Origin of the sequence: Pseudoduganella sp. (assembly GCF_041914865.1) — a bacterium.
Classification (GTDB): domain Bacteria; phylum Pseudomonadota; class Gammaproteobacteria; order Burkholderiales; family Burkholderiaceae_D; genus Rugamonas.
The window spans coordinates 49,480-67,888 of sequence record NZ_JAYSCO010000012.1 but is presented as its reverse complement, the minus strand read 5'-3'; the positions used below and the strand labels follow the sequence as shown (position 1 = coordinate 67,888).

The 18,409-nt window shown below is 66.1% G+C and carries 19 protein-coding genes; 15 read left to right on the top strand and 4 right to left on the bottom strand.

Annotated elements, in window-relative coordinates; translation table 11 throughout:
* Positions 1-54: 54 nt before the first annotated feature.
* On the bottom strand, positions 55-948 hold the full coding sequence (locus tag ACE3TQ_RS08470; RefSeq protein WP_374581628.1) for a LysR family transcriptional regulator: 894 nt from the start codon (positions 946-948) through the stop codon (positions 55-57).
* A 101-nt stretch (positions 949-1,049) separates the two neighbouring features.
* Between ACE3TQ_RS08470 and ACE3TQ_RS08465 the strand changes: the two genes are divergently transcribed.
* Positions 1,050-2,051 carry an aldo/keto reductase gene (locus tag ACE3TQ_RS08465; protein ID WP_374581627.1) on the top strand — a complete coding sequence of 334 codons (1,002 nt, stop codon included), beginning with the start codon at positions 1,050-1,052 and terminating at the stop codon, positions 2,049-2,051.
* On the opposite strand, the gene ACE3TQ_RS08460 is transcribed toward ACE3TQ_RS08465, so the two are convergent.
* A complete protein-coding gene (locus ACE3TQ_RS08460) occupies positions 2,048-2,932 on the bottom strand; it encodes a LysR family transcriptional regulator (protein WP_374581626.1) in 885 nt (294 codons plus the stop codon). The two genes, ACE3TQ_RS08465 and ACE3TQ_RS08460, sit on opposite strands and share 4 nt — an antisense overlap.
* Positions 2,933-3,036: 104 nt before the next feature.
* Here ACE3TQ_RS08460 and ACE3TQ_RS08455 point away from each other — a divergent pair, with 104 nt between their 5' ends.
* Positions 3,037-3,984 (top strand): zinc-dependent alcohol dehydrogenase family protein, encoded by a 948-nt coding sequence (locus tag ACE3TQ_RS08455; protein WP_374581625.1) that lies wholly within the window; start codon positions 3,037-3,039, stop codon positions 3,982-3,984.
* A gap of 12 nt (positions 3,985-3,996) precedes the next feature.
* On the opposite strand, the gene ACE3TQ_RS08450 is transcribed toward ACE3TQ_RS08455, so the two are convergent.
* Positions 3,997-4,506 (bottom strand): hypothetical protein, encoded by a 510-nt coding sequence (locus ACE3TQ_RS08450; protein ID WP_374581624.1) that lies wholly within the window; start codon positions 4,504-4,506, stop codon positions 3,997-3,999.
* A gap of 101 nt (positions 4,507-4,607) precedes the next feature.
* On the opposite strand from ACE3TQ_RS08450, the gene ACE3TQ_RS08445 reads away from it, so the two are divergent.
* Genes ACE3TQ_RS08445 through ACE3TQ_RS08425 form a run of 5 tightly spaced genes read left to right on the top strand, consistent with a single transcriptional unit; the run spans position 4,608 to position 11,295 of the window.
* The gene (locus ACE3TQ_RS08445) at positions 4,608-8,114 is read left to right on the top strand and encodes a response regulator (protein ID WP_374581623.1); all 3,507 of its coding nucleotides are present in this window, start codon (positions 4,608-4,610) and stop codon (positions 8,112-8,114) included.
* Positions 8,114-8,944 carry a protein-glutamate O-methyltransferase CheR gene (locus ACE3TQ_RS08440; protein WP_374581622.1) on the top strand — a complete coding sequence of 277 codons (831 nt, stop codon included), beginning with the start codon at positions 8,114-8,116 and terminating at the stop codon, positions 8,942-8,944. Before ACE3TQ_RS08445 ends, ACE3TQ_RS08440 begins: the two co-directional genes overlap by 1 nt.
* A complete protein-coding gene (locus ACE3TQ_RS08435; RefSeq protein ID WP_374581621.1) occupies positions 8,944-9,549 on the top strand; it encodes a chemotaxis protein CheB in 606 nt (201 codons plus the stop codon). The genes ACE3TQ_RS08440 and ACE3TQ_RS08435 overlap by 1 nt, the downstream gene beginning before the upstream one ends.
* Complete coding sequence (locus ACE3TQ_RS08430; protein WP_374581619.1) at positions 9,549-10,772, top strand: ATP-binding protein; 1,224 nt, start codon at positions 9,549-9,551, stop codon at positions 10,770-10,772. Before ACE3TQ_RS08435 ends, ACE3TQ_RS08430 begins: the two co-directional genes overlap by 1 nt.
* A 52-nt stretch (positions 10,773-10,824) precedes the next feature.
* Positions 10,825-11,295, top strand: coding sequence for a DUF2244 domain-containing protein (locus ACE3TQ_RS08425; RefSeq protein WP_374581618.1), 471 nt, complete (start codon positions 10,825-10,827; stop codon positions 11,293-11,295).
* Here ACE3TQ_RS08425 and ACE3TQ_RS08420 read toward each other — a convergent pair.
* Entirely contained in the window at positions 11,292-11,894 is a 603-nt protein-coding gene (locus ACE3TQ_RS08420) for an OmpW family protein (protein ID WP_374581617.1), read from the bottom strand. The two genes, ACE3TQ_RS08425 and ACE3TQ_RS08420, sit on opposite strands and share 4 nt — an antisense overlap.
* 178 nt (positions 11,895-12,072) lie before the next feature.
* Between ACE3TQ_RS08420 and ACE3TQ_RS08415 the strand changes: the two genes are divergently transcribed.
* From ACE3TQ_RS08415 to ACE3TQ_RS08380, 8 genes are all read left to right on the top strand, one after another.
* Entirely contained in the window at positions 12,073-12,567 is a 495-nt protein-coding gene (locus ACE3TQ_RS08415; protein WP_374581616.1) for a (2Fe-2S)-binding protein, read from the top strand.
* Positions 12,564-14,747: a molybdopterin cofactor-binding domain-containing protein gene (locus ACE3TQ_RS08410; protein WP_374581615.1), complete on the top strand. Its 2,184-nt coding sequence runs from the start codon at positions 12,564-12,566 to the stop codon at positions 14,745-14,747. The genes ACE3TQ_RS08415 and ACE3TQ_RS08410 overlap by 4 nt, the downstream gene beginning before the upstream one ends.
* Positions 14,748-14,788: 41 nt before the next feature.
* Positions 14,789-15,187, top strand: coding sequence for a sulfur oxidation c-type cytochrome SoxX (soxX, locus tag ACE3TQ_RS08405; protein WP_374581612.1), 399 nt, complete (start codon positions 14,789-14,791; stop codon positions 15,185-15,187).
* Complete coding sequence (locus tag ACE3TQ_RS08400) at positions 15,184-15,627, top strand: SoxY-related AACIE arm protein (RefSeq protein ID WP_374581610.1); 444 nt, start codon at positions 15,184-15,186, stop codon at positions 15,625-15,627. The genes soxX and ACE3TQ_RS08400 overlap by 4 nt, the downstream gene beginning before the upstream one ends.
* 1 nt (position 15,628) lies before the next feature.
* Positions 15,629-15,952 carry a thiosulfate oxidation carrier complex protein SoxZ gene (soxZ, locus tag ACE3TQ_RS08395; protein ID WP_374581609.1) on the top strand — a complete coding sequence of 108 codons (324 nt, stop codon included), beginning with the start codon at positions 15,629-15,631 and terminating at the stop codon, positions 15,950-15,952.
* A gap of 170 nt (positions 15,953-16,122) precedes the next feature.
* Positions 16,123-16,749 carry a sulfur oxidation c-type cytochrome SoxA gene (soxA, locus tag ACE3TQ_RS08390; protein WP_374581607.1) on the top strand — a complete coding sequence of 209 codons (627 nt, stop codon included), beginning with the start codon at positions 16,123-16,125 and terminating at the stop codon, positions 16,747-16,749.
* Positions 16,746-17,093, top strand: a complete 348-nt coding sequence (locus ACE3TQ_RS08385) for a cytochrome c (protein ID WP_374581605.1) — start codon at positions 16,746-16,748, stop codon at positions 17,091-17,093. The genes soxA and ACE3TQ_RS08385 overlap by 4 nt, the downstream gene beginning before the upstream one ends.
* Positions 17,090-18,355, top strand: a complete 1,266-nt coding sequence (locus tag ACE3TQ_RS08380) for an NAD(P)/FAD-dependent oxidoreductase (RefSeq protein WP_374581604.1) — start codon at positions 17,090-17,092, stop codon at positions 18,353-18,355. Before ACE3TQ_RS08385 ends, ACE3TQ_RS08380 begins: the two co-directional genes overlap by 4 nt.
* The last annotated feature ends 54 nt before the right edge of the window (positions 18,356-18,409 follow it).

Genomic DNA, 18,409 nt, shown 5'->3' with positions numbered 1-18,409 from the left:
CTAAAGAGGGTAGCTTAGCCGGACGGCGGTATCCGCCGTTTGCGGCGGATCAAATCAGCTGAGTTGCAGGATTTCCGCCAGCCAGTCGACGAAGACGCGCACGCGCGGCGACAGGTGGCGGTTGTGGGAGTAGATGATGGAGACCGGCAGCGGCGCGGGGCGCCATTGCGGCAGCACTTCCACCAGCTCGCCCGCCGCCAGCAGCGGCTCGATGCCGGGGCGCGGGATCTGCGCCAACCCGATGCCGGCCAGGCAGGCGCCGAGATAGGCTTCCGAACTCCCCACCGAGACGCGGCTGCGCACCGGCAGCGTGCGCACTTCTCCGTCCACCACGTATTCCCACGGCAGGTCGCGCCCGGTCTGGCTGGAGAAGTAGTTGACCGCCCAGTGCTCGCGCAGGTCGTCCAGCGTGTGCGGCGTGCCGTGCGCGGCCAGGTAGGCGGGCGCGGCGACGTTGACCTGTTCCATGGCGCCGAGGGGGCGTGCGATCAGGGTGGAGTCGCGCAGCACGCCGGCGCGCACGGCGCAGTCGATGCCTTCGCCCACCAGGTCGGCCATGCGGTCGTTGGCGCCGACGCGGACCTTGATTTCGGGGTAGCGCTGGAAGAAGCCGGGCAGGGCGGGGATGACGCTCAGGCGCGCGATGCGTTCCGGCAGGTCGACGCGGATGGTGCCGGACGGTTTGCGGCCGCTTGAGAGGAAGAGGGCGTTGATGTCTTCCAGGTCGTTCAGCAGGGCGCGGCAGCGTTCAACGTACAGCTGGCCTTCCACGGTCAGGCTGACTTTGCGCGTGGTGCGCTGGAGCAGGCGCACGCCGAGCCGCTGCTCGATGGCCTGCACGGCATTGGTGACGGTGGGGCGCGGCAGGTCGAGCTGCTCGGCGGCCTGGGTGAAGCTTTTGCTGTCGGCCACCGCCAGGAAGACCTGCATCGATTTCAGCTGGTCCATTGTTATGCTTTATCGAATAAAGATGTAGCGAAAGCCGCATTTATTGTTGGATTCGATAATAGCACAATGGTTCCTGTCGAAACCCTCACTGGAGTCTTCTCATGGAACACCGCAAACTTGGCAGCACCGGCCTGCACACCTCCCAGCTTGGACTGGGCCTGATGGGCATGTCCGACCTGTACGGCCCGGCCGACCGCGCCGAGAGCCTGGCCACCATCGCCGCCGCGCTGGACGCCGGCGTCACCCTGCTCGATACCGGCGATTTCTACGGCATGGGCCACAATGAAATGCTGCTGGGCGAGGCGCTGCGCAGCGTGCCGCGCGGGCAGGTGCAGGTGAGCGTGAAGTTCGGCGCCGTGCGCGATCCGGACGGCGGCTTTATCGGCTATGACGCGCGGCCGCAGTCGGTGGCCAATTTCGCCGCCTACTCGCTGCGCCGCCTGGGCACCGACTACATCGATATCTACCGCCCGTCGCGAGTCGATCCATCGACCCCGATCGAGGACACCGTGGGCGCCATTGCGGAACTGGTGCGCAAGGGGCATGTGCGGCATATCGGCCTGTCCGAAGTGAATGCGGAGACGCTGCGCCGGGCGCACGCCGTGCACCCGATTGTGGACGTGCAGATCGAGTACTCCATGATCTCGCGCGGCATCGAGAACGGCCTGCTGCAGACGGCGCGCGAGCTGGGCGTGGGTATCACCGCCTACGGCGTGCTGTCGCGCGGCTTGATCAGCGGGCACTGGAGCGCGCAGCGCGAAGGCGAGCGGGATTTCCGCGGCCAGTATTCGCCGCGCTTCCAGGGCGAGAACCTGCAGCACAACCTCGCGCTGGTGGAGCGCATGCGGGCGGTGGCGCAAGCCAAGGGCATCAGCATGGCGCAGCTGGCGATTGCCTGGGTCATGGCGCAGGGCACCGATATCGTGCCGCTGGTCGGCGCCCGCACCCGCCAGCGCTTGCAGGAGGCGCTGGGCGCGCTGGATGCGGACTTGCTGCAGGCCGACCTGGCCGCGCTGGACCTGATCATCCCGCACGGCGCCGCTGCCGGTGGCCGCTACAACGACTACCAGCTGTCGCACCTGGACAGCGAGAAGGCGGCCTAAGGCTGGCCGAACAGGTCGGCCAGGAAGTCGACGAAAGCCTTTACCTTGGCCGCCCGCTGCTGCCGCTGCTGGAACAGGGCGGTCAGCGTCGGCCCCGGCGCCTGGTGCGCGGCGAGCAGCGGCAGCAGTGCGCCGCTGCGCAGCTCCGCCTGTACCGACAGCGACAGGAATTGCCCAATGCCGGCGCCGGCCTTGCAGGCTTCGAGCAGGGAATCCACGTGGTCGAAGGCGGCGCGCGCCGGCGGCGTGAAGGCCAGCCCGCCGGCGAACTGCCATTCGCGCAGGCGGCGCGCGCGCGGCAGGATGAAGTGCAGGCAGTCGAAACCCGCCAGCTCCTGCGGCGTGGCGGGCGTGCCGTGGCGCTCAATAAAGGCCGGCGCCGCGCAGCAGATAAAAGTGGTCGGCAGCAGCGGGCGCGCCACCAGGCGCGCGTCGCCGATATCGCCCAGGCGCAGCAGCACGTCGTAGCCTTCTTCCACCATATCGAGCATGCGGTCGCTGGCGCTGGCTTGCAGCGTGATGCCTGGGTGCTGCGCCAGGAAACGCGGCAGCGCCGGGGCGACGTACAGCCGCGACACCAGGCCGGGCATGTTCACCCGCAGCACGCCGCGCGGCTGCTGCGCCGCCCCTTGCAGGCTGGCTTCCAGTTCTTCCATGCCGGCGAGCATGCGCTGCGCCTGTTCGTAGCATTCGCGCCCCTCGCCGGTCAGCGACATGCTGCGCGTAGTGCGGTTCAGCAGCTTGACGTGGAAAAGCGCTTCCAGCGCGCTGACCTGGGCTGTGACCGAGGACGTGGAAAGGCCCAGCTTCTCCGCTGCGCGCGAAAAGCCGCCTGCTTCGACCACCGCGCAGAACACGCGCAAGGCATCCAGTCTGTCCATACCGCCATTATCCACAATCCATGGATTCTGTTTGCATGCCAGCCCTGTTTTTCCGCCCGGCGGCAGTGCCTACACTGGACTCCATCCAACACACAGGAGTCATCATGAAAGCAATGGTCCTTCATGCAGCGGGAGAGCCGCTGTCCCTCGGCGAGTTGCCGCAGCCGGTAGCCGGACCCGGACAGGTACTGGTGCGCATCCATGCCAGCGGCGTCAATCCGCTTGACCTGAAGATCGCGGCCGGCCGCGCCGAACATGCGCGCATGCCGCTGCCGGCGGTACTGGGCATCGATATGGCGGGGATAGTGGAAGCGGTGGGCGCCGGCGTAACGGGCTTCGCGCCGGGCGACCGGGTGTTCGGCATGACCGGCGGCGTGGGCGGCGTACAGGGCTCGCTGGCCGAGTATGCGGCAGTGGATGCCGACCTGCTGGCGCACGCCCCGCGTTCGCTGAGCCTGCGCGAGGCGGCGGTCCTGCCGCTGGCCTTCATCACGGCCTGGGAGGGCCTGGTGGACCGCGCGCAGGTCCGGCCGGGGCAATCGGTGCTGGTGCAGGGCGGTGCGGGCGGTGTAGGGAGCGCCGCCGTGCAGCTGGCGCTGGCGCGCGGCGCGCAGGTATCGGCGACCGGCCGCGCGGCGCAGCGCGAGCTGATCGAGCAGCTCGGCGCGCGCTTCGTTGAACAAGCCGGCGGCGGCGATTTCGATATCGTGTACGACACGCTCGGCGGGGCCATGCTGGATGCGTCGTTCAAGGCGGTGCGGCAGTATGGCGGCCATGTGGTGAGCTGCCTTGGCTGGGGCAACCATGCGCTGGCGCCGCTGTCGTTCCGCGCCGCGACCTATTCCGGCGTCTTTACCCTGATCCCGCTGCTGACGGGCCAGGGGCGGGCGGCGCACGGTGCGATCCTGCGCGAGGCGGCGCGCCTGGCGGATGCGGGGCACCTGTCGGTGCGGCTCGATCCGCAGCATTTCACGCTGGCGGACGCGAACGCGGCGCATGCCCACCTGGCGGCGGGCCAGGCGGCAGGAAAAGTGGTGATCGACCTGGCCTGAGGCGGGGCGGTTTTACTGGCCGGGCGGCGGGGCTGCCGCCGGGTCGGCCACCGGCGCGGGTGCAGCGGGTGTAGCGGGTGCAGCGGGTGCAGCGGGTGCGGCAGGTGCGGCCGGCGCCGCCTCGGCGTCGAAGCGCAGCTTTTCCTTCTTGCTGCCGATGGCGAAGGTGCCCAGCTTATCGCCGGTGGCGACCGTATTGCCGCCCTCCGCGACCAGCGAGCAGCCCTGGGTCTCGATCTGCCAGACATACTTCCCGGCGCGCAGGCTCCAGACATTGTCGCCGCTGGCGAACAGCTCGAAATCAAGGTCTTCCAGCGGCATTTCGCCCAGCGGGATCGCGCGCTGGCAGTCGGGCAGGCGCGCCGCCATCAGCGTGTACTGGGCGTCCTCTTTCCAGAAGTACTCCTGCTGCCGGCGTACCGTCAGCGTATGCTCGCGCGTCGGGTCGGCATAGAAGGTTGCAGAATCATTAACGCAGCCAGCCAGCAGGAGGACCGGCGCCACAGTCAGGATCTTGCGCATGGGCGATAGACAGTAATTGGTTTGCAATCGATTATAGCCCTCGCGCACGATTGCCGCGAAACATACGCAGCTCGGCGGCTGGGATACACTGGGGCCTCTTGATGACGAATCGACAAGGTGCCATGCCGTTCAGCTCGACCATCGATGACCCGGGATTCCGCCGCCTCCTGACCCGCAACGTGAAAACGCCGCTGCTGGGCGGTATCGCCGCATCCGTGATTTTCGTCGCCCTGTTTGGCTACCTGGTAAACACCTGGACGGCCGCCGAGGCGACCGAGCGCGCCATCGGCACCGCGCAGGAATTGCGCCGGCTGACGGTGGATATGGAAAGCGGCATGCGCGGCTTCCTGCTGACGGGCGATGACGCCTTCCTGGCGCCCTATGTCGCAGCCCGGCCGCGCTTCGACAGCACCACGGACGCGCTGTCCGAACTGGTGCAGGGGGACGCGCAGCAGGCCGAGCGCCTGCGCCAGATCCGCGCCCAGCACAGGGAGTGGCTGCGCGCCGCCGACCAGATGATCGCCGCGCGCCGCCAGCAGGGCGATTACCTGGCCATGGTAAAGCGCGGCGACGGCAAGCTGCCGTTCGACGAGCTGCGCGAGCAGTTCCGCGCCTTCATTGCGCAGCAGGAGAAGCTGCGTGCCGAACGCAGCGAGGCCGCGCGCGCCATGGCCTTCTGGACCATCGGCATTTTCCTGACGGCGGGCCTGAGCGTCAGTGCCCTGCTGGCATGGTCGGGGCGGCGCGACTTGCTGCGCCTGGCCGGCACCTACCGCGAGGTGCTGGACGAGCAGCACGCCCATGCCGCCCAGTTGCAGCACCAGGCCTGGCTGCGCGCCGGCCAGGGCCAGCTGGCGGAGCAGGGCATCGGGCAGATGGCGCTGCCCTTGCTGTCCTCCACGCTGCTGCAATTCCTGGCCGAGTACCTGCAGGTAGCGGTGGCCACCTTTTATGTGGTGCAGCCGGATGGCGCGCTCGAACGCAGCGCCAGTTATGGCCTGTCGGCGCAGGCGGAGGAGGCCGGACGCCATTTGCGGGCGGGCGAGGGCCTGGTGGGCCAGGCGGCGCAAGCGCGGCGCACGCTGCACCTGGCGCAGCTGCCGCAGGGCTACATCAAGGTTTCATCATCGCTGGGCGAGGGCATGCCGCAGCAGCTGGTGCTGTTGCCGGTGCATAGCGACGGGCACGTGAACGGCGTGGTGGAACTGGGCTTCCTGCGCGAGGTGGGGCAGCGCGAGCTGGATTTCCTGGAACTGGTGGCGGGCAACATCGGCACGGCGATCGAGACCACGCTGGCGCGCCAGCGCCTGACGGAGGCGCTGGCCGAAACGCAGTCGCTGAACGAGGAGCTGCAGGTGCAGCAGGAGGAGCTGCGCACCGCCAATGAAGAACTGGAAGAGCAGTCGCGCGTGCTGGAACGTTCGCAAGCCAGCCTGGAAGCGCAGAAGGTGGAGCTGGAGCAGAGCAACGCAAAACTGGCGGCGCAAACCGCGCTGCTGGACCAGCGCAATGCCGCGCTGGCCGCCGCGCGCGCCGAGGTGGAGGCGCGCGCCCACGACCTGGAGCGGGCCAGCGAATACAAGTCGCAGTTCCTGGCCAATATGTCGCATGAGCTGCGCACGCCGCTGAACAGCTCCCTGATCCTGGCACGGCTGCTGGCGCAGAACGCGCAGGGCAACCTGAACGAGGAGCAGGTGCGCTTTGCCCAGACCATTTACACCGCCGGCAATGACTTGCTGACGCTGATTAACGATATCCTCGATATCTCCAAGGTGGAGGCGGGCAAGCTGGAACTGGCGCCGGAGGATGTGCCGCTGGCCGGCCTGGTCGAAGGCCTGGCCGATATCTTCCTGCCGCAGGCGCGGGACAAGCAGCTCGACCTGGTGCTCGACCTGGCGCCCGGCCTGCCGCAGACCGTGTACACCGACCGCCAGCGCCTGGAGCAGATCCTCAAGAACCTGCTGTCGAACGCGATCAAATTCACCGACCGCGGCAAAGTGATCCTGCGCGTGTCGCCGGGCGCCTCGGGCCTGCTGCAGTTTGCCGTGATCGACACCGGCGTCGGCGTGCGCGAGGAGCAGCATGAGGCCATCTTTGAAGCCTTCCAGCAGGCCGACGGCACGGCCAGCCGGCGCTATGGCGGCACCGGCCTGGGGCTGTCGATTTCGCGCGACCTGGCACGGCTGCTGGGCGGCGAGATCACGCTGGCCAGCATACCGGGGCAGGGCAGTACCTTCACCCTCTCGCTGCCGACGCAGTGGGCGATTGCTCCCCGTCAGAGCGCCAGCGCGGCTGCGGCGCCGGCTGCTCGGGCCGCCCCGGCCGCCGTGAAGCCAGCCAGCGGCGCGCCCGCCGCAGTCCAGGCCGGGGGCGCGCCCGTCGCCCAGCCCTTCGCCGATGACCGCGACGTGCCGCCGCCGCCCGAACGCGTCGTGCTGATCGTGGAAGACGATCCCGCCTTCGCCCACATCCTGTACGACCTGGCGCACGAAGCTGGCTATCGCGCCCTGGTGGCATTGACTGCGGAAGAGGGCCTGCAGCTGGCCGCCGAGCGCCAGCCGCAAGCCGTGCTGCTCGACATCCGCCTGCCCGACCGCTCCGGCCTGTCGGTGCTGCAGGTCATGAAGGACAACCCGCAGACGCGCCACATCCCGGTACATGTGATCAGCGCCGCCGACAGCGGCGAAGCGGCGCTGCACCTGGGCGCCATCGGCTATGCCCGCAAGCCGGCCCGGCGCGAAGACCTGCTCGCCGTCTTCGACCGCCTGGAGCGCCGCTTCACGCAGAAGATCAAGCACATACTGCTGGTGGAAGACGACGCGCTGCAGCGCGAAAGCATGGTCAAGCTGATTGAGGATGAAGACATCGCCATCAGCGCCGTCGCCAGCGGCGCTGAAGCGCTGCAGCAGCTGCGCGCCACCGTCTTCGACTGCATGATCATGGACCTGAAGCTGCCCGACATGCAGGGCAGCGAACTGCTGAAGGAAATGTCGCAGCAGGAGATCGCCAGCTTCCCGCCGGTGATCGTCTACACGGGGCGCAGCATGACGCGCGCCGAAGAGGCCGAGCTGTCCAAGTATTCGCGCTCCATCATCATCAAAGGCGCGCGCTCGCCGGAGCGCCTGCTGGACGAAGTCACGCTGTTCCTGCACAAAGTCGAATCCCAGCTCTCCAGCGAGCGGCAGACCATGCTGAAGGCCGTGCGCAGCCGCGACAGGGTGTTCGAAGGCCGCCGCATCCTGCTGGTGGACGACGACGTGCGCAACATCTTCGCCCTGACCAGCGCCATCGAGCAGAAGGGCGCCGCCGTGGAAATCGCGCGCAACGGCCAGGAAGCGCTGGACAAGCTTGACGCCGTGCCCGACATCGACCTGGTGCTGATGGACATCATGATGCCCGGGATGGACGGCCTGGAAGCCACGCGCCGCCTGCGCGCCGACCCGCGCTTCACGCGCCTGCCCGTCATTGCCATCACCGCCAAGGCCATGAAGGACGACCAGGAGCAATGCCTGGCCGCCGGCGCCAATGATTACCTGGCCAAACCGATCGACCTGTCCCGCCTGTATTCGCTGCTGCGGGTGTGGATGCCGGCGCTGGACACCGTGTGATGAGCGACGGCGCCCCGATCAGCAGCATCGACATCGAGCTGCGCGTGCTGATGGAAGCCATCTTCCTCAAGTACAGCTACGATTTCCGCGACTATACCGGCGCCTCGCAAAAGCGCCGCGTGCTGCATGCCATGCGCGAAATGGGCTGCGGCACGGTATCGCAGCTGCAGTCGCGTGTGCTGCACGAACCGCGCGCCTTCAGCCAGCTGCTGCAGTACATCACCATCCCCGTCACCGAGATGTTCCGCGACCCCGGCTACTACATCGCCCTGCGCGAGCATGTGATGCCGGTGCTCGGCACCTACCCCTCGCTGAAGATCTGGGTGGCCGGCTGCAGCACCGGCGAAGAAGTCTATTCGCTGGCCATCCTGCTGAAGGAGGAAGGGCTGCTGGAGCGCAGCATCGTCTACGCCACCGACATCAATCCCGAATCGCTGGAGAAAGCGCGCAAGGGCGTGTTCCCGCTGGAGAGCATGCGCACCTACACCGCCAACTACCAGGCGGCGGGCGGCAAGCGCGCCTTCTCCGACTATTACACCGCCGCCTACAACGCCGCCCTGTTCGACCGCTCGCTGTGCGAAAACGTGACGTTCGCCGACCATAGCCTGGCCACCGACGCCGTGTTCGCCGAAACGCAGTTCATCAGCTGCCGCAATGTGCTGATCTACTTCAACAAGAAGCTGCAGGAACGGGCGCTTGGCCTGTTCCATGAATCGCTGTGCCACCGCGGCTTCCTGGGCCTGGGCAGCAAGGAGAGCATCGACTATTCCAGCTACGGCACGCGGTTCGAAGCCCTCGCCAAGCGCGAACGCGTATTCCGGAAAAGATAATGGACAGCCAGCCCTCGCTCGAACTGGCCATACGCGGCCGCAGCATCGAGGCGGTGGTGATCGGCGCCTCGGCCGGCGGCGTGAACGCGCTGCTGCAGTTGCTGCCCGCCCTGCCGCAGGGCTACCGCTTACCGATAGTCGTCGTCCTGCATGTGAGAAGTGGTAGGCCGAACCAGCTGGTGGACGTGTTCCAGCAGCGCGTCGCGCTACCTGTACGCGAAGCGGGCGACAAGGAAGACCTCGTTGCGGGTACTCTCTACTTTGCACCAGCCGGCTACCACCTGCTGCTTGAGAAGGAGCGCAGCTTCGCGCTCAGCTGCGACGCGCCGCTGCACTTTGCCCGCCCCGCCATCGATGTCACGATGGAGAGCGCGGCGGATGTCTATGGCGCCGGCCTGGTGGGAGTCCTGCTTACGGGCGCCAATGAAGACGGCGCCGCGGGCATGGCCACAATCGGCAGGGCAGGCGGCATGACCGTGGTGCAGGACCCGGAGGAGGCCAATGCCGGCACCATGCCGGCGGAGGCGATACGCGCGCGCCAGCCCGACCTGGTGCTGCCGCTGGAACAAATCAAGCAGCTATTGCTCATGCTGGAGAAGCACTGATGGAAAGCACCAATGTCCTGCTGGTAGACGACTTACCGGAAAACCTGCGCGCGCTGAGCGCCCTGGTGCGCGCCGACGACCGCGTGATCCACCAGGCGCGCAACGGCGACGAAGCCCTGGCGCTGCTGCTGGAGCACGAGTTCGCGCTGGCGATCATCGATGTGCAGATGCCCGGCCTGGACGGCTTCCAGCTGGCGGAGCTGATGCGCGGCACCGGCAAGACCCGCCATATCCCGATCGTCTTCGTGAGCGCGGCCGGCAAGGAGCTGAATTACGCCTTCAAAGGCTACGAGGCGGGCGCAGTCGATTTCCTGTATAAGCCGCTCGACCCCGATGCGGTGAAAAGCAAGGTGAATGTTTTCGTCGACCTGTTCCGGCAGAAGCAGGAGGTGCGGCAGATGGTGGAGCAGCGCGACGCCACCGTGCGCGAGCTGGACGCCGTGCGGCAGGAGCTGGAGCACGCGCTGAAGGTGCGCGACCAGTTCATGTCCATGGTGGCGCACGAGCTGCGCACGCCGCTCAACACGCTGTACCTGGAAGCGCAGATGCGCAAGCTGCAGCTGGAGCGCGGCAATATGGACCACTTCGCCCCGGCGCAGCTGGAACGCATGGTGGCGCGCGACATGCGGCAGATCCACGCCATGGTGCGGCTGATCGACGACATGCTCGATGTATCGCGCATCCGCAGCGGCAAGCTCTCGATCCGGCCCGGGCGGGTGGACCTGGAAGCGCTGCTGCAGCGCGTGGTGGGCGACCTGTCGCACCAGGCCAGCGACATGCACAGCGAGCTGCGGCTGGCGATCGTACAGCCGGTGGCGGGCTGCTGGGACGAATTCCGCATAGAACAGGTGATCGTCAACCTGATCACCAACGCCCTGCGTTACGGCGGCGGCAAGCCGGTCGATGTGCGCCTGCATGCCGACAGCGAAAGCGCGCGCATTGAAGTGATCGACCAGGGCGACGGCATCCCCGACGAGGTGCTGCCCAAGATTTTCGACCCCTTCGAGCGCGGCAAAGGCAACAACGTCCCCGCCGGTCTGGGCCTGGGCCTGTACATCTCGCGCCAGCTGGCCGAAGCCCACGGCGGCACGCTGACAGTGCGCAGCAAACCCCGCGAAGGCTCGACCTTCATCTTCACCCTGCCCCGCGAGCAACAAATGTCCACTTTGGGGTCAGGAAGAAACCGGGACATTCTCCCAGAGCATGTCCCGGTTTCTTCCTGACCCCAAAGTGGACATTTTGCCTTTGGCGGGGAGTTGTGACTAAAATGTTTGCATGAACCGGGACTTGCTCAGTGAACGCAGGGAATGGCTTCTGCGGCGCAATTGCTCTTTGTCGCCCCAGCAGATGGGGGCGGCTTATGGCGTGCTGTGCCTGCTCTCGTTTGCAGTGGCAACCGGCTTCGTGCTGGTGGGAATGTGGCAGGTGCTGCTGTTTACCGCGCTGGAAATGACGGCGGTGGCGGCGGCTTTCCTGTATTACGCGCGCCATGCGACGGACTATGAACACATCGTCCTGGGCAACGGTAAGTTGTTGGTGGAGCAAGTCTCAGCCGGCAAGACCAGCGTGACGCAGCTGGAACTCTACTTCCTGCGGCTGCAGATGCCGGAGCATCCCAGCGATCTGATCCATCTGGAATCGAAAGGCGTGGCGGTGGATATCGGCTACTTCGCCACCGACCCGCGCCGCCGCGCGCTGGCCCAGGAGCTGCGCGCGGAAGTGCAGGGCGGTCTGTTCAACAATTAGAAGCGGTAGCCGACGCCTACGCCCAGCAGTACCGGATCAACCTTGGCCTTGGAGACCTTGGCGCCGGAAATCATCACGTCGCTGCGGATCTGCACTTTCTTGATGTCCAGGTTGAGCGACCAGTTCTTGTCCAGCTTGTAATCCACGCCCGCTTGCAGGGCCAGGCCGAAGCTGTCGTGCTCCAGGCTGCCGGTACCGTTCAGGATCTTGTTCTTGGAGAAGGTGGTCCAGTTCACACCGACGCCAACGTACGGGCTCAGCTGCGAAGCTGGGCTGAAGTGGTACTGCGCCAGCAGGGTCGGCGGCAGGTGCTTGAAGGTGCCGATGGTTTTGCCATCCAGGTACACGTCATGCTTCTGCGGATAGGTCAGCACCAGCTCGGCCGAGATGTTCGGGGTGACGAAATAGCTGATATCCACTTCCGGAATGGTCTTGTCGCTGACGCCGATGCGGTCGGATGCGCCGGTGCCGCCTACCGGATCAGACTTGTCCGCCGGGTTGATGTGCACGGCACGTGCGCGCACTTGCCATGGATTGTCGACCGCCATTGCATTCAGTGCCAGGCCACCCAGGATAACTGCCAGAATCGCTTTCTTCATTTCACTACCTCTTTCATGTGGTCATCGATATTCGATAAGTGAAAGTCTATTGACGCGACGCAGCAAAATCTTTGACCTAAGTCAAAATTGTCCAAACGAGTACGAGTTGGCAAAACGGGAGTAAGATCACGCGAGTTCATATCCCCCAACATCCCACCCACATCCCCGGAGGCAGGAAATGAAATTGAACGTCAATGGCCAGGTCCGCGAGTTCGAGGCGGAAGAAGATACCCCGCTGCTGTGGGTGATCCGCGAGCAGCTGGGCCTGACCGGCACCAAATACGGCTGCGGCGTGGCGCAATGCGGCGCCTGCACCGTGCACATTGACGGCGAGCCGACCCGCAGCTGCGTGCGCCCGGTCTCCACCGTGACGGCCGACCAGAAGATCGTCACCATCGAAGGCCTGAGCAAGGATGGCAGCCACCCGGTGCAGAAGGCCTGGGCCGCGCTGGATGTGCCGCAATGCGGCTTTTGCCAGTCCGGCATGATCATGGCCGCCGCCGCGCTGCTGAAACAGAAGAAGAAACCGACCGACGCCGACATCGACGCCGCCATGACCAATATCTGCCGCTGCGGCACCTATAACCGCGTGCGCAAGGCGATCCACGTGATCGCCAAGGGCGGCGATGCCAAGCTGGCCGGCCTGGATATCGTGGAAGGGAGCAAAGCATGAGCGCCCCGACCTCCGCTTCCCGCCGCAGCTTCCTGGGCAAGTCGCTCGGCGCCACCGCCGGGCTGATGTTCGGCTTCCACATCCCGTTCGCGCAAGCGCAGCAAGCCGCCGCCGACGCGCCTGAAATCAACGCCTGGGTGGTCGTCAAGCCGGACGACACAATCGTGGTGCGCATCGCCCGCTCCGAAATGGGCCAGGGCACGCTGACCGGCCTGGCGCAGCTGGTGGTGGAAGAGCTGGAAGGCGACTGGGCCAAAGTCACCACTGAATACCCAAGCCCTGGCCGCCAGCTGGCGCGCAACCGCGCCTGGGGCAGCTTCTCCACCGGCGGCAGCCGTGGCGTGCGCGAATCGCACGACTACGTACGCAAGGGCGGCGCTGCGGCGCGCATGATGCTGGTGCAGGCCGCCGCCGCGCAGTGGGGCGTGCCAGCCGCCGAGTGCACAGCGGCGAAGAGCGTGATCACCCACACGCCGACCGGCCGTACGCTGACCTTTGGTAAGGTCGCCGACGCAGCGGGCAAGCTGCAGGCGCCCGCCGCCGCCGACATCAAGCTGAAGGACCCGAAGGACTGGAAGCTGGCCGGCAAACGCATGGCGCGCCTGGATACGGTAGACAAAACCACCGGCAAGCAAATCTACGGCATGGACCTGAAGCTGCCCGGCATGCTGAACGCAGCGATCAAGGACTGCCCCGTCTTTGGCGGCAAGGTAAAGAGCTTCGACGCGGCCGCCATCGCCAGCAAGCCCGGTGTAAAGAAAGTGCTGCAGGTAGGCGACAGCGCCGTCGCCGTGGTGGCCGACACCTGGTGGCGCGCCCGCAGCGCGCTGGATGCGCTGCCGATCGAATGGGACAAAGGCCCCAACGCCGGCATGAACAGCAAGGACACCGCCGCCTGGATCAAGGCCGGCCTGGATGTCGAGGAGGCCGCCGTGGGCAACAAGAACGGCGACGTGAAAGCCGCCCTGGCCAGCGCCCAGCGCAGGATTGAAGCGGTATACAGCTACCCGCACCAGAACCACGCCACGATGGAGGTGATGAACGCCACCGCCGTGTGGACGCCGGAGCGCTGCGAAGTCTGGACCCCGACCCAGAACGGCGAAGCCGCCCTGGCCGCCACCAGCGAAGCGGCCGGCCTGCCGCAGTCGAAATGCGACGTGACCAAGCTGCACCTGGGCGGAGGCTTCGGCCGCCGTGGCGCCACGCACGACTGGGTAACCCAGGTGGTGAAGATCGCCAAGGAAATGCCCGGCACCCCGGTCAAACTGATCTGGACGCGCGAAGAGGACATGCAGCACGGCCGCTACCACCCCGTCACCCAATGCAAGCTGACGGCCGGCCTGGATGCCAAGGGCGAGATCACTGCACTGCACATGCGCATTGCCGGCCAATCGATCCTGGCCGCGCTGTTCCCGCAGAACGTCAAGGACGGCAAAGACCCCGCAGTCTTCCAGGGCCTGAACCCACCCGGCCCGGAAGCATCGATCGGCTACACCTTCCCCAACCTGCTGATCGACCACGCCATGCGCAACCCGGCGGTGCCGCCAGGCTTCTGGCGCGGCGTGAACCTGAATCAGAACGCGATCTACCTCGAATGCTTCCTCGACGAGATCGCCCACGCCACCAAACAAGACCCGCTGGCGTTGCGCCGCAAGCTGATGAAGGACAGCCCGAAACACCTCGCCGTGCTGAACGCCGTCGCCGAGAAGGCCGGCTGGGGCAAGCCGCTGAAGAAAGGCGTCTATCGCGGCATCGCGCAGACGATGGGCTTTGGCAGCTACGTCGCCGCCGTGGCCGAAGTATCGGTGAACAAAGACGGCAAGCTGAAGATCCACCGCATCGTCGCCGCCACCGACCCAGGCCACGCCGTCAACCCGCAGCAGATCGAAGCCCAGGTGGAAGGCAGTTTCGTCTACGGCCTGAGCGCCGCCCTGTACGGCGAGATCACGATCAAGGACGGTGCCGCCGAACAAACCAACTTCGACACCTACCAGGTTCTGAAGATGGACGAAATGCCCAAGGTCGAAACGCACATCGTCGCCAGCGGCGGCTTCTGGGGAGGCGTAGGCGAACCCACCATCGCCGTAGCCGCCCCCGCAGTACTGAACGCCATCTTCGCCGCCACAGGGAAACGAATCCGCGACCTCCCACTGAAGAACCACAGCCTGAAGAAAGCGTAAAAAAGATGGCCCCCGGCCGCCGAGCAGACAGTGTCAGACCCTTGGGTCTGACACTGGTTTCCGGGTTTCTGCTAACAGCACTGCTAGCAGAACCAACCCAAGCCGCCCCCGGCGACGCCAAGCGCGGCCGCGAGATAGTCGCCAACCGCCAGGTCGGCCTCTGCCTGCTCTGCCACAGCGCCCCCATCCCCGAAGAACGCTTCCAAGGCAACCTCGCCCCCGACCTGGCAGGCGCCGGAAGCCGCTGGACAACAGAGCAGCTGCGCCAGCGCATAAAAGACAGCAGCGCGATCAACCCCGACACAATCATGCCCTCGTATAACAAGACGGAAGGCCTGACCCGCGTAGCGCCCGCCCAAGCCGGCAAGCCCATCCTCAGTGAACAACAGATAGAAGACGTCGTCGCCTACCTGTCCACCCTGCGCGAGGCCAGGAAATGACCACCCGCCGCCGCCTGCTCGCAGCGCTGCCGCTATTGGCCATCGTCCGCCCCGCCCAAGCCACGCCGGAAGAAATGGCGCAGGCAATCGCCGCCTACACGCAAAACGCCAAACCGCAGAAAGGCCGCGTCGCCATCGACATCGCCAAGCTGATCGACAACGGCAACGCAGTCCCGATCACGGTAAGGGTGGAAAGCCCCATGACCGAGCAAGACCACGTCACCGACATTGCCATCTTCAACGAAAAGAACCCGCTGCCGGACGTGGTCCGCTTCCAGCTCACACCCGCCAGCGGCAAGGCAGAGATCAGCACCCGCATCCGCCTCGCCACCAGCCAGACGATTACCGCCCTCGCGCGCACCAGCGACGGCCAATGGTGGCAGCAGACGATAGACGTCATCGTCACCCTGGCCGCCTGCATAGAAGGGGAGGCAATCTGACATGGCCACCGCCCTGATCCACATGCCAGCGAGCGCCAAAGCCGGCGAGATCATCGAAGTACGCGCCCTGATCGCCCACCCCATGGAAACCGGCTACCGCCCTGGCAGCGACGGCAAACCTATTGCCCGCGACATCATCCGCCGCTTCGAATGCAAGTACAACGGCAAGACAGTGATCGCCGCCGACCTGCACCCCGCCATCAGCGCCAACCCCTACCTGGCCTTCTTCATCAAGGCCAGCGCAAGCGGCCCGCTGGAGTTCACCTGGAGCGGCGACAACAGCTTTACCCAAACGGAACGCAAGCAACTCACGGTGCAGCCATGAAGCCGATACTCGCGCTGCTGCTAACGCTCCTGCTCACCACCAGCTGCCGCACAGACGGGGTCCGACCCCCCCGGGCGGACCCCCGTTTAACGGCGGCAAAAAAATCCCGCGCCGCCGACAAGGGCCCCCCCCCCCAAGCCATGCAGCGCGACGACACACAGAACCCCGCCATGCTCTGGGTAGCCAACGGCCAGGCACTCTGGCAGAACGCACCGCAAGGCGGCAACGGCAAATCCTGCGCCACCTGCCACGGCGACGCCGCAAAGAGCATGCGCGGCAAAGCCGCCGGTTTCCCGCGCTTCTCCGCCCCAGCCGGCAAGGTCATCACCCTAAGCCAGCAAATCAACCAATGCCGCACCAGCGCCCAGCAAGCCCCCGCGTTAAAGCCCGAGACAGCCGACCTGCTGGCGCTGGAAGCCTACATCGGCATGCAAAGCCGCGGCCACCCCATGTCCCCCGCGAGCGACGAGCAAACCAGGCAAGCCGCAGCCCGTGGCCAGAAGCTCTTCACCACTCGCATCGGCCAGCTCAACCTGAGCTGCGCCCAATGCCACGACGACAATGCCGGCAAACGCCTGGCCGGCGCCCCGATCCCGCAAGGCCACGCCAACGCCTACCCCATCTACCGCCTTGAATGGCAAGGCGTAGGAAGCCTGCAGCGCCGCTTGCGCAACTGCATGAGCGGAGTACGAGCCGAAGTCCCGCCCTACGGCGCCCCCGACCTGGTAGACCTGGAAGCCTACCTCGCCCAGCGCGCCCAAGGCATGCCGATGGAAACGCCAGGAGTCAGACCATGAAGACAGCCGCCGCAACCCGCAACGCCGCGCTCCGCACCGCGCTAGCCAGCGCCTGCCTCGCCGCCGCAACGAGCGCCGCCCAAGCCGCCGACAGCATCCCGGCAGGCGCCCGTCTCGCCGCCAGCTGCACCGGCTGCCACGGCACCAACGGCGCCACCCAGGGCAATGCGCTACCGCCCCTGGCAGGGCAGCCGAAAGAGCAGCTGCTGGCCGCCCTGAAAGACTTCAAGGCCGGCAAGCGCCAGGCCACGATCATGACCCAGCTCACCAAAGGCTACACCGACGAACAGCTGGAAGCCCTGGCAAGCTACTTCGCCGCCCAGCGCCAAGGAGACGCCAAATGAAACGCCGCGACTTCCTGCAAGCCACCGCGATACTGGCCGCCACCACGGGCTGCGCCAGCATCGCAAGCAAAGCGCGCCCGCACGTCGTCGTCGTGGGCGGCGGCTATGGCGGCGCCACCACCGCCAAATACATCCGTATGTGGAGCCAGGGCAGCATCGACGTCACCCTCGTCGAACCCAACGCCAGCTTCGTCAGCTGTCCCCTCTCCAACCTGGTACTCGGCGGATCGCGCCAGCTGCAAGACCTGACCCGCAGCTACGACGCCCTGAAACGCCGGCACGGCGTAAGAATCCTGCACGACAGCGCCTCCAGCATCGACCCCGACAAGCGCACCATCAAACTGCTCAGCGGAGAAGTGCTCAGCTACGACCGCCTGGTGCTCAGCCCCGGCATTGAATTCCTGTGGAACGAAGTAGCCGGCATGGACGTCGCCGGCGCACAGGACAAGATCCTGCACGCCTGGAAAGCGGGCCAGCAAACCACAGCCCTGCGCGCCCAGCTCGAAGCCATGCACGATGGCGGGGTGTACGCCCTGGCCATCCCACCCGCTCCCTACCGCTGCCCGCCCGGCCCATACGAACGCGCCTGTCAGGTCGCCCACTACTTCAGCCAGCACAAGCCAAAATCCAAAGTGCTCCTGTTGGACGCCAACGAAGACGTGGTCAGCAAAGGCCCATTGTTCAAAAAGGTCTGGAAGGACCGCTACACCGGCATCATCGAATACCGCCCCAGCTACCGCACCACCGCAGTGGACGTCGCCACCCGCACCGCAGTATCCGAGCTGGGCGACAAGGTAAAAGCCGACGTGCTGAACGTCGTCCCGCCCCACCGAGCCGGCGCCATCGCCGCGCAAACGGGCCTCGCCAACATGAACAAACGCTGGTGCGAAGTAGACTTCACCACGTTCGAATCCACGCAAGCCAAGAACATCCACGTGATCGGCGACGCCATCCAGGTCTCCCCATTGATGCCGAAATCCGGCCACATGGCCAACCAGCACGGCAAGGTGTGCGCCGCCGCGATAGTAGACCTGCTGGCCGGCCGCACGCCCGAACAAGCGCCCCTTCTCACCAACACCTGCTACAGCTACGTAAGCGACAAAGACGTGATCCACGTCGCCAGCGTGCACGCCTACAACGCAGAGAAGAAGACGCTGCTGGTCGTCCCCGGCAGCGGCGGCGTCAGCCCCGGCCCCACCGAACTCGAAGGCCGCTACGCCGACAGCTGGGCCCACAACATCTGGTCCGACATGCTCACCTGAAATGTCCATGTCGGGGTCAGGAAGAAAAGTGGACATTTTCCGTAAGGCAGCCAG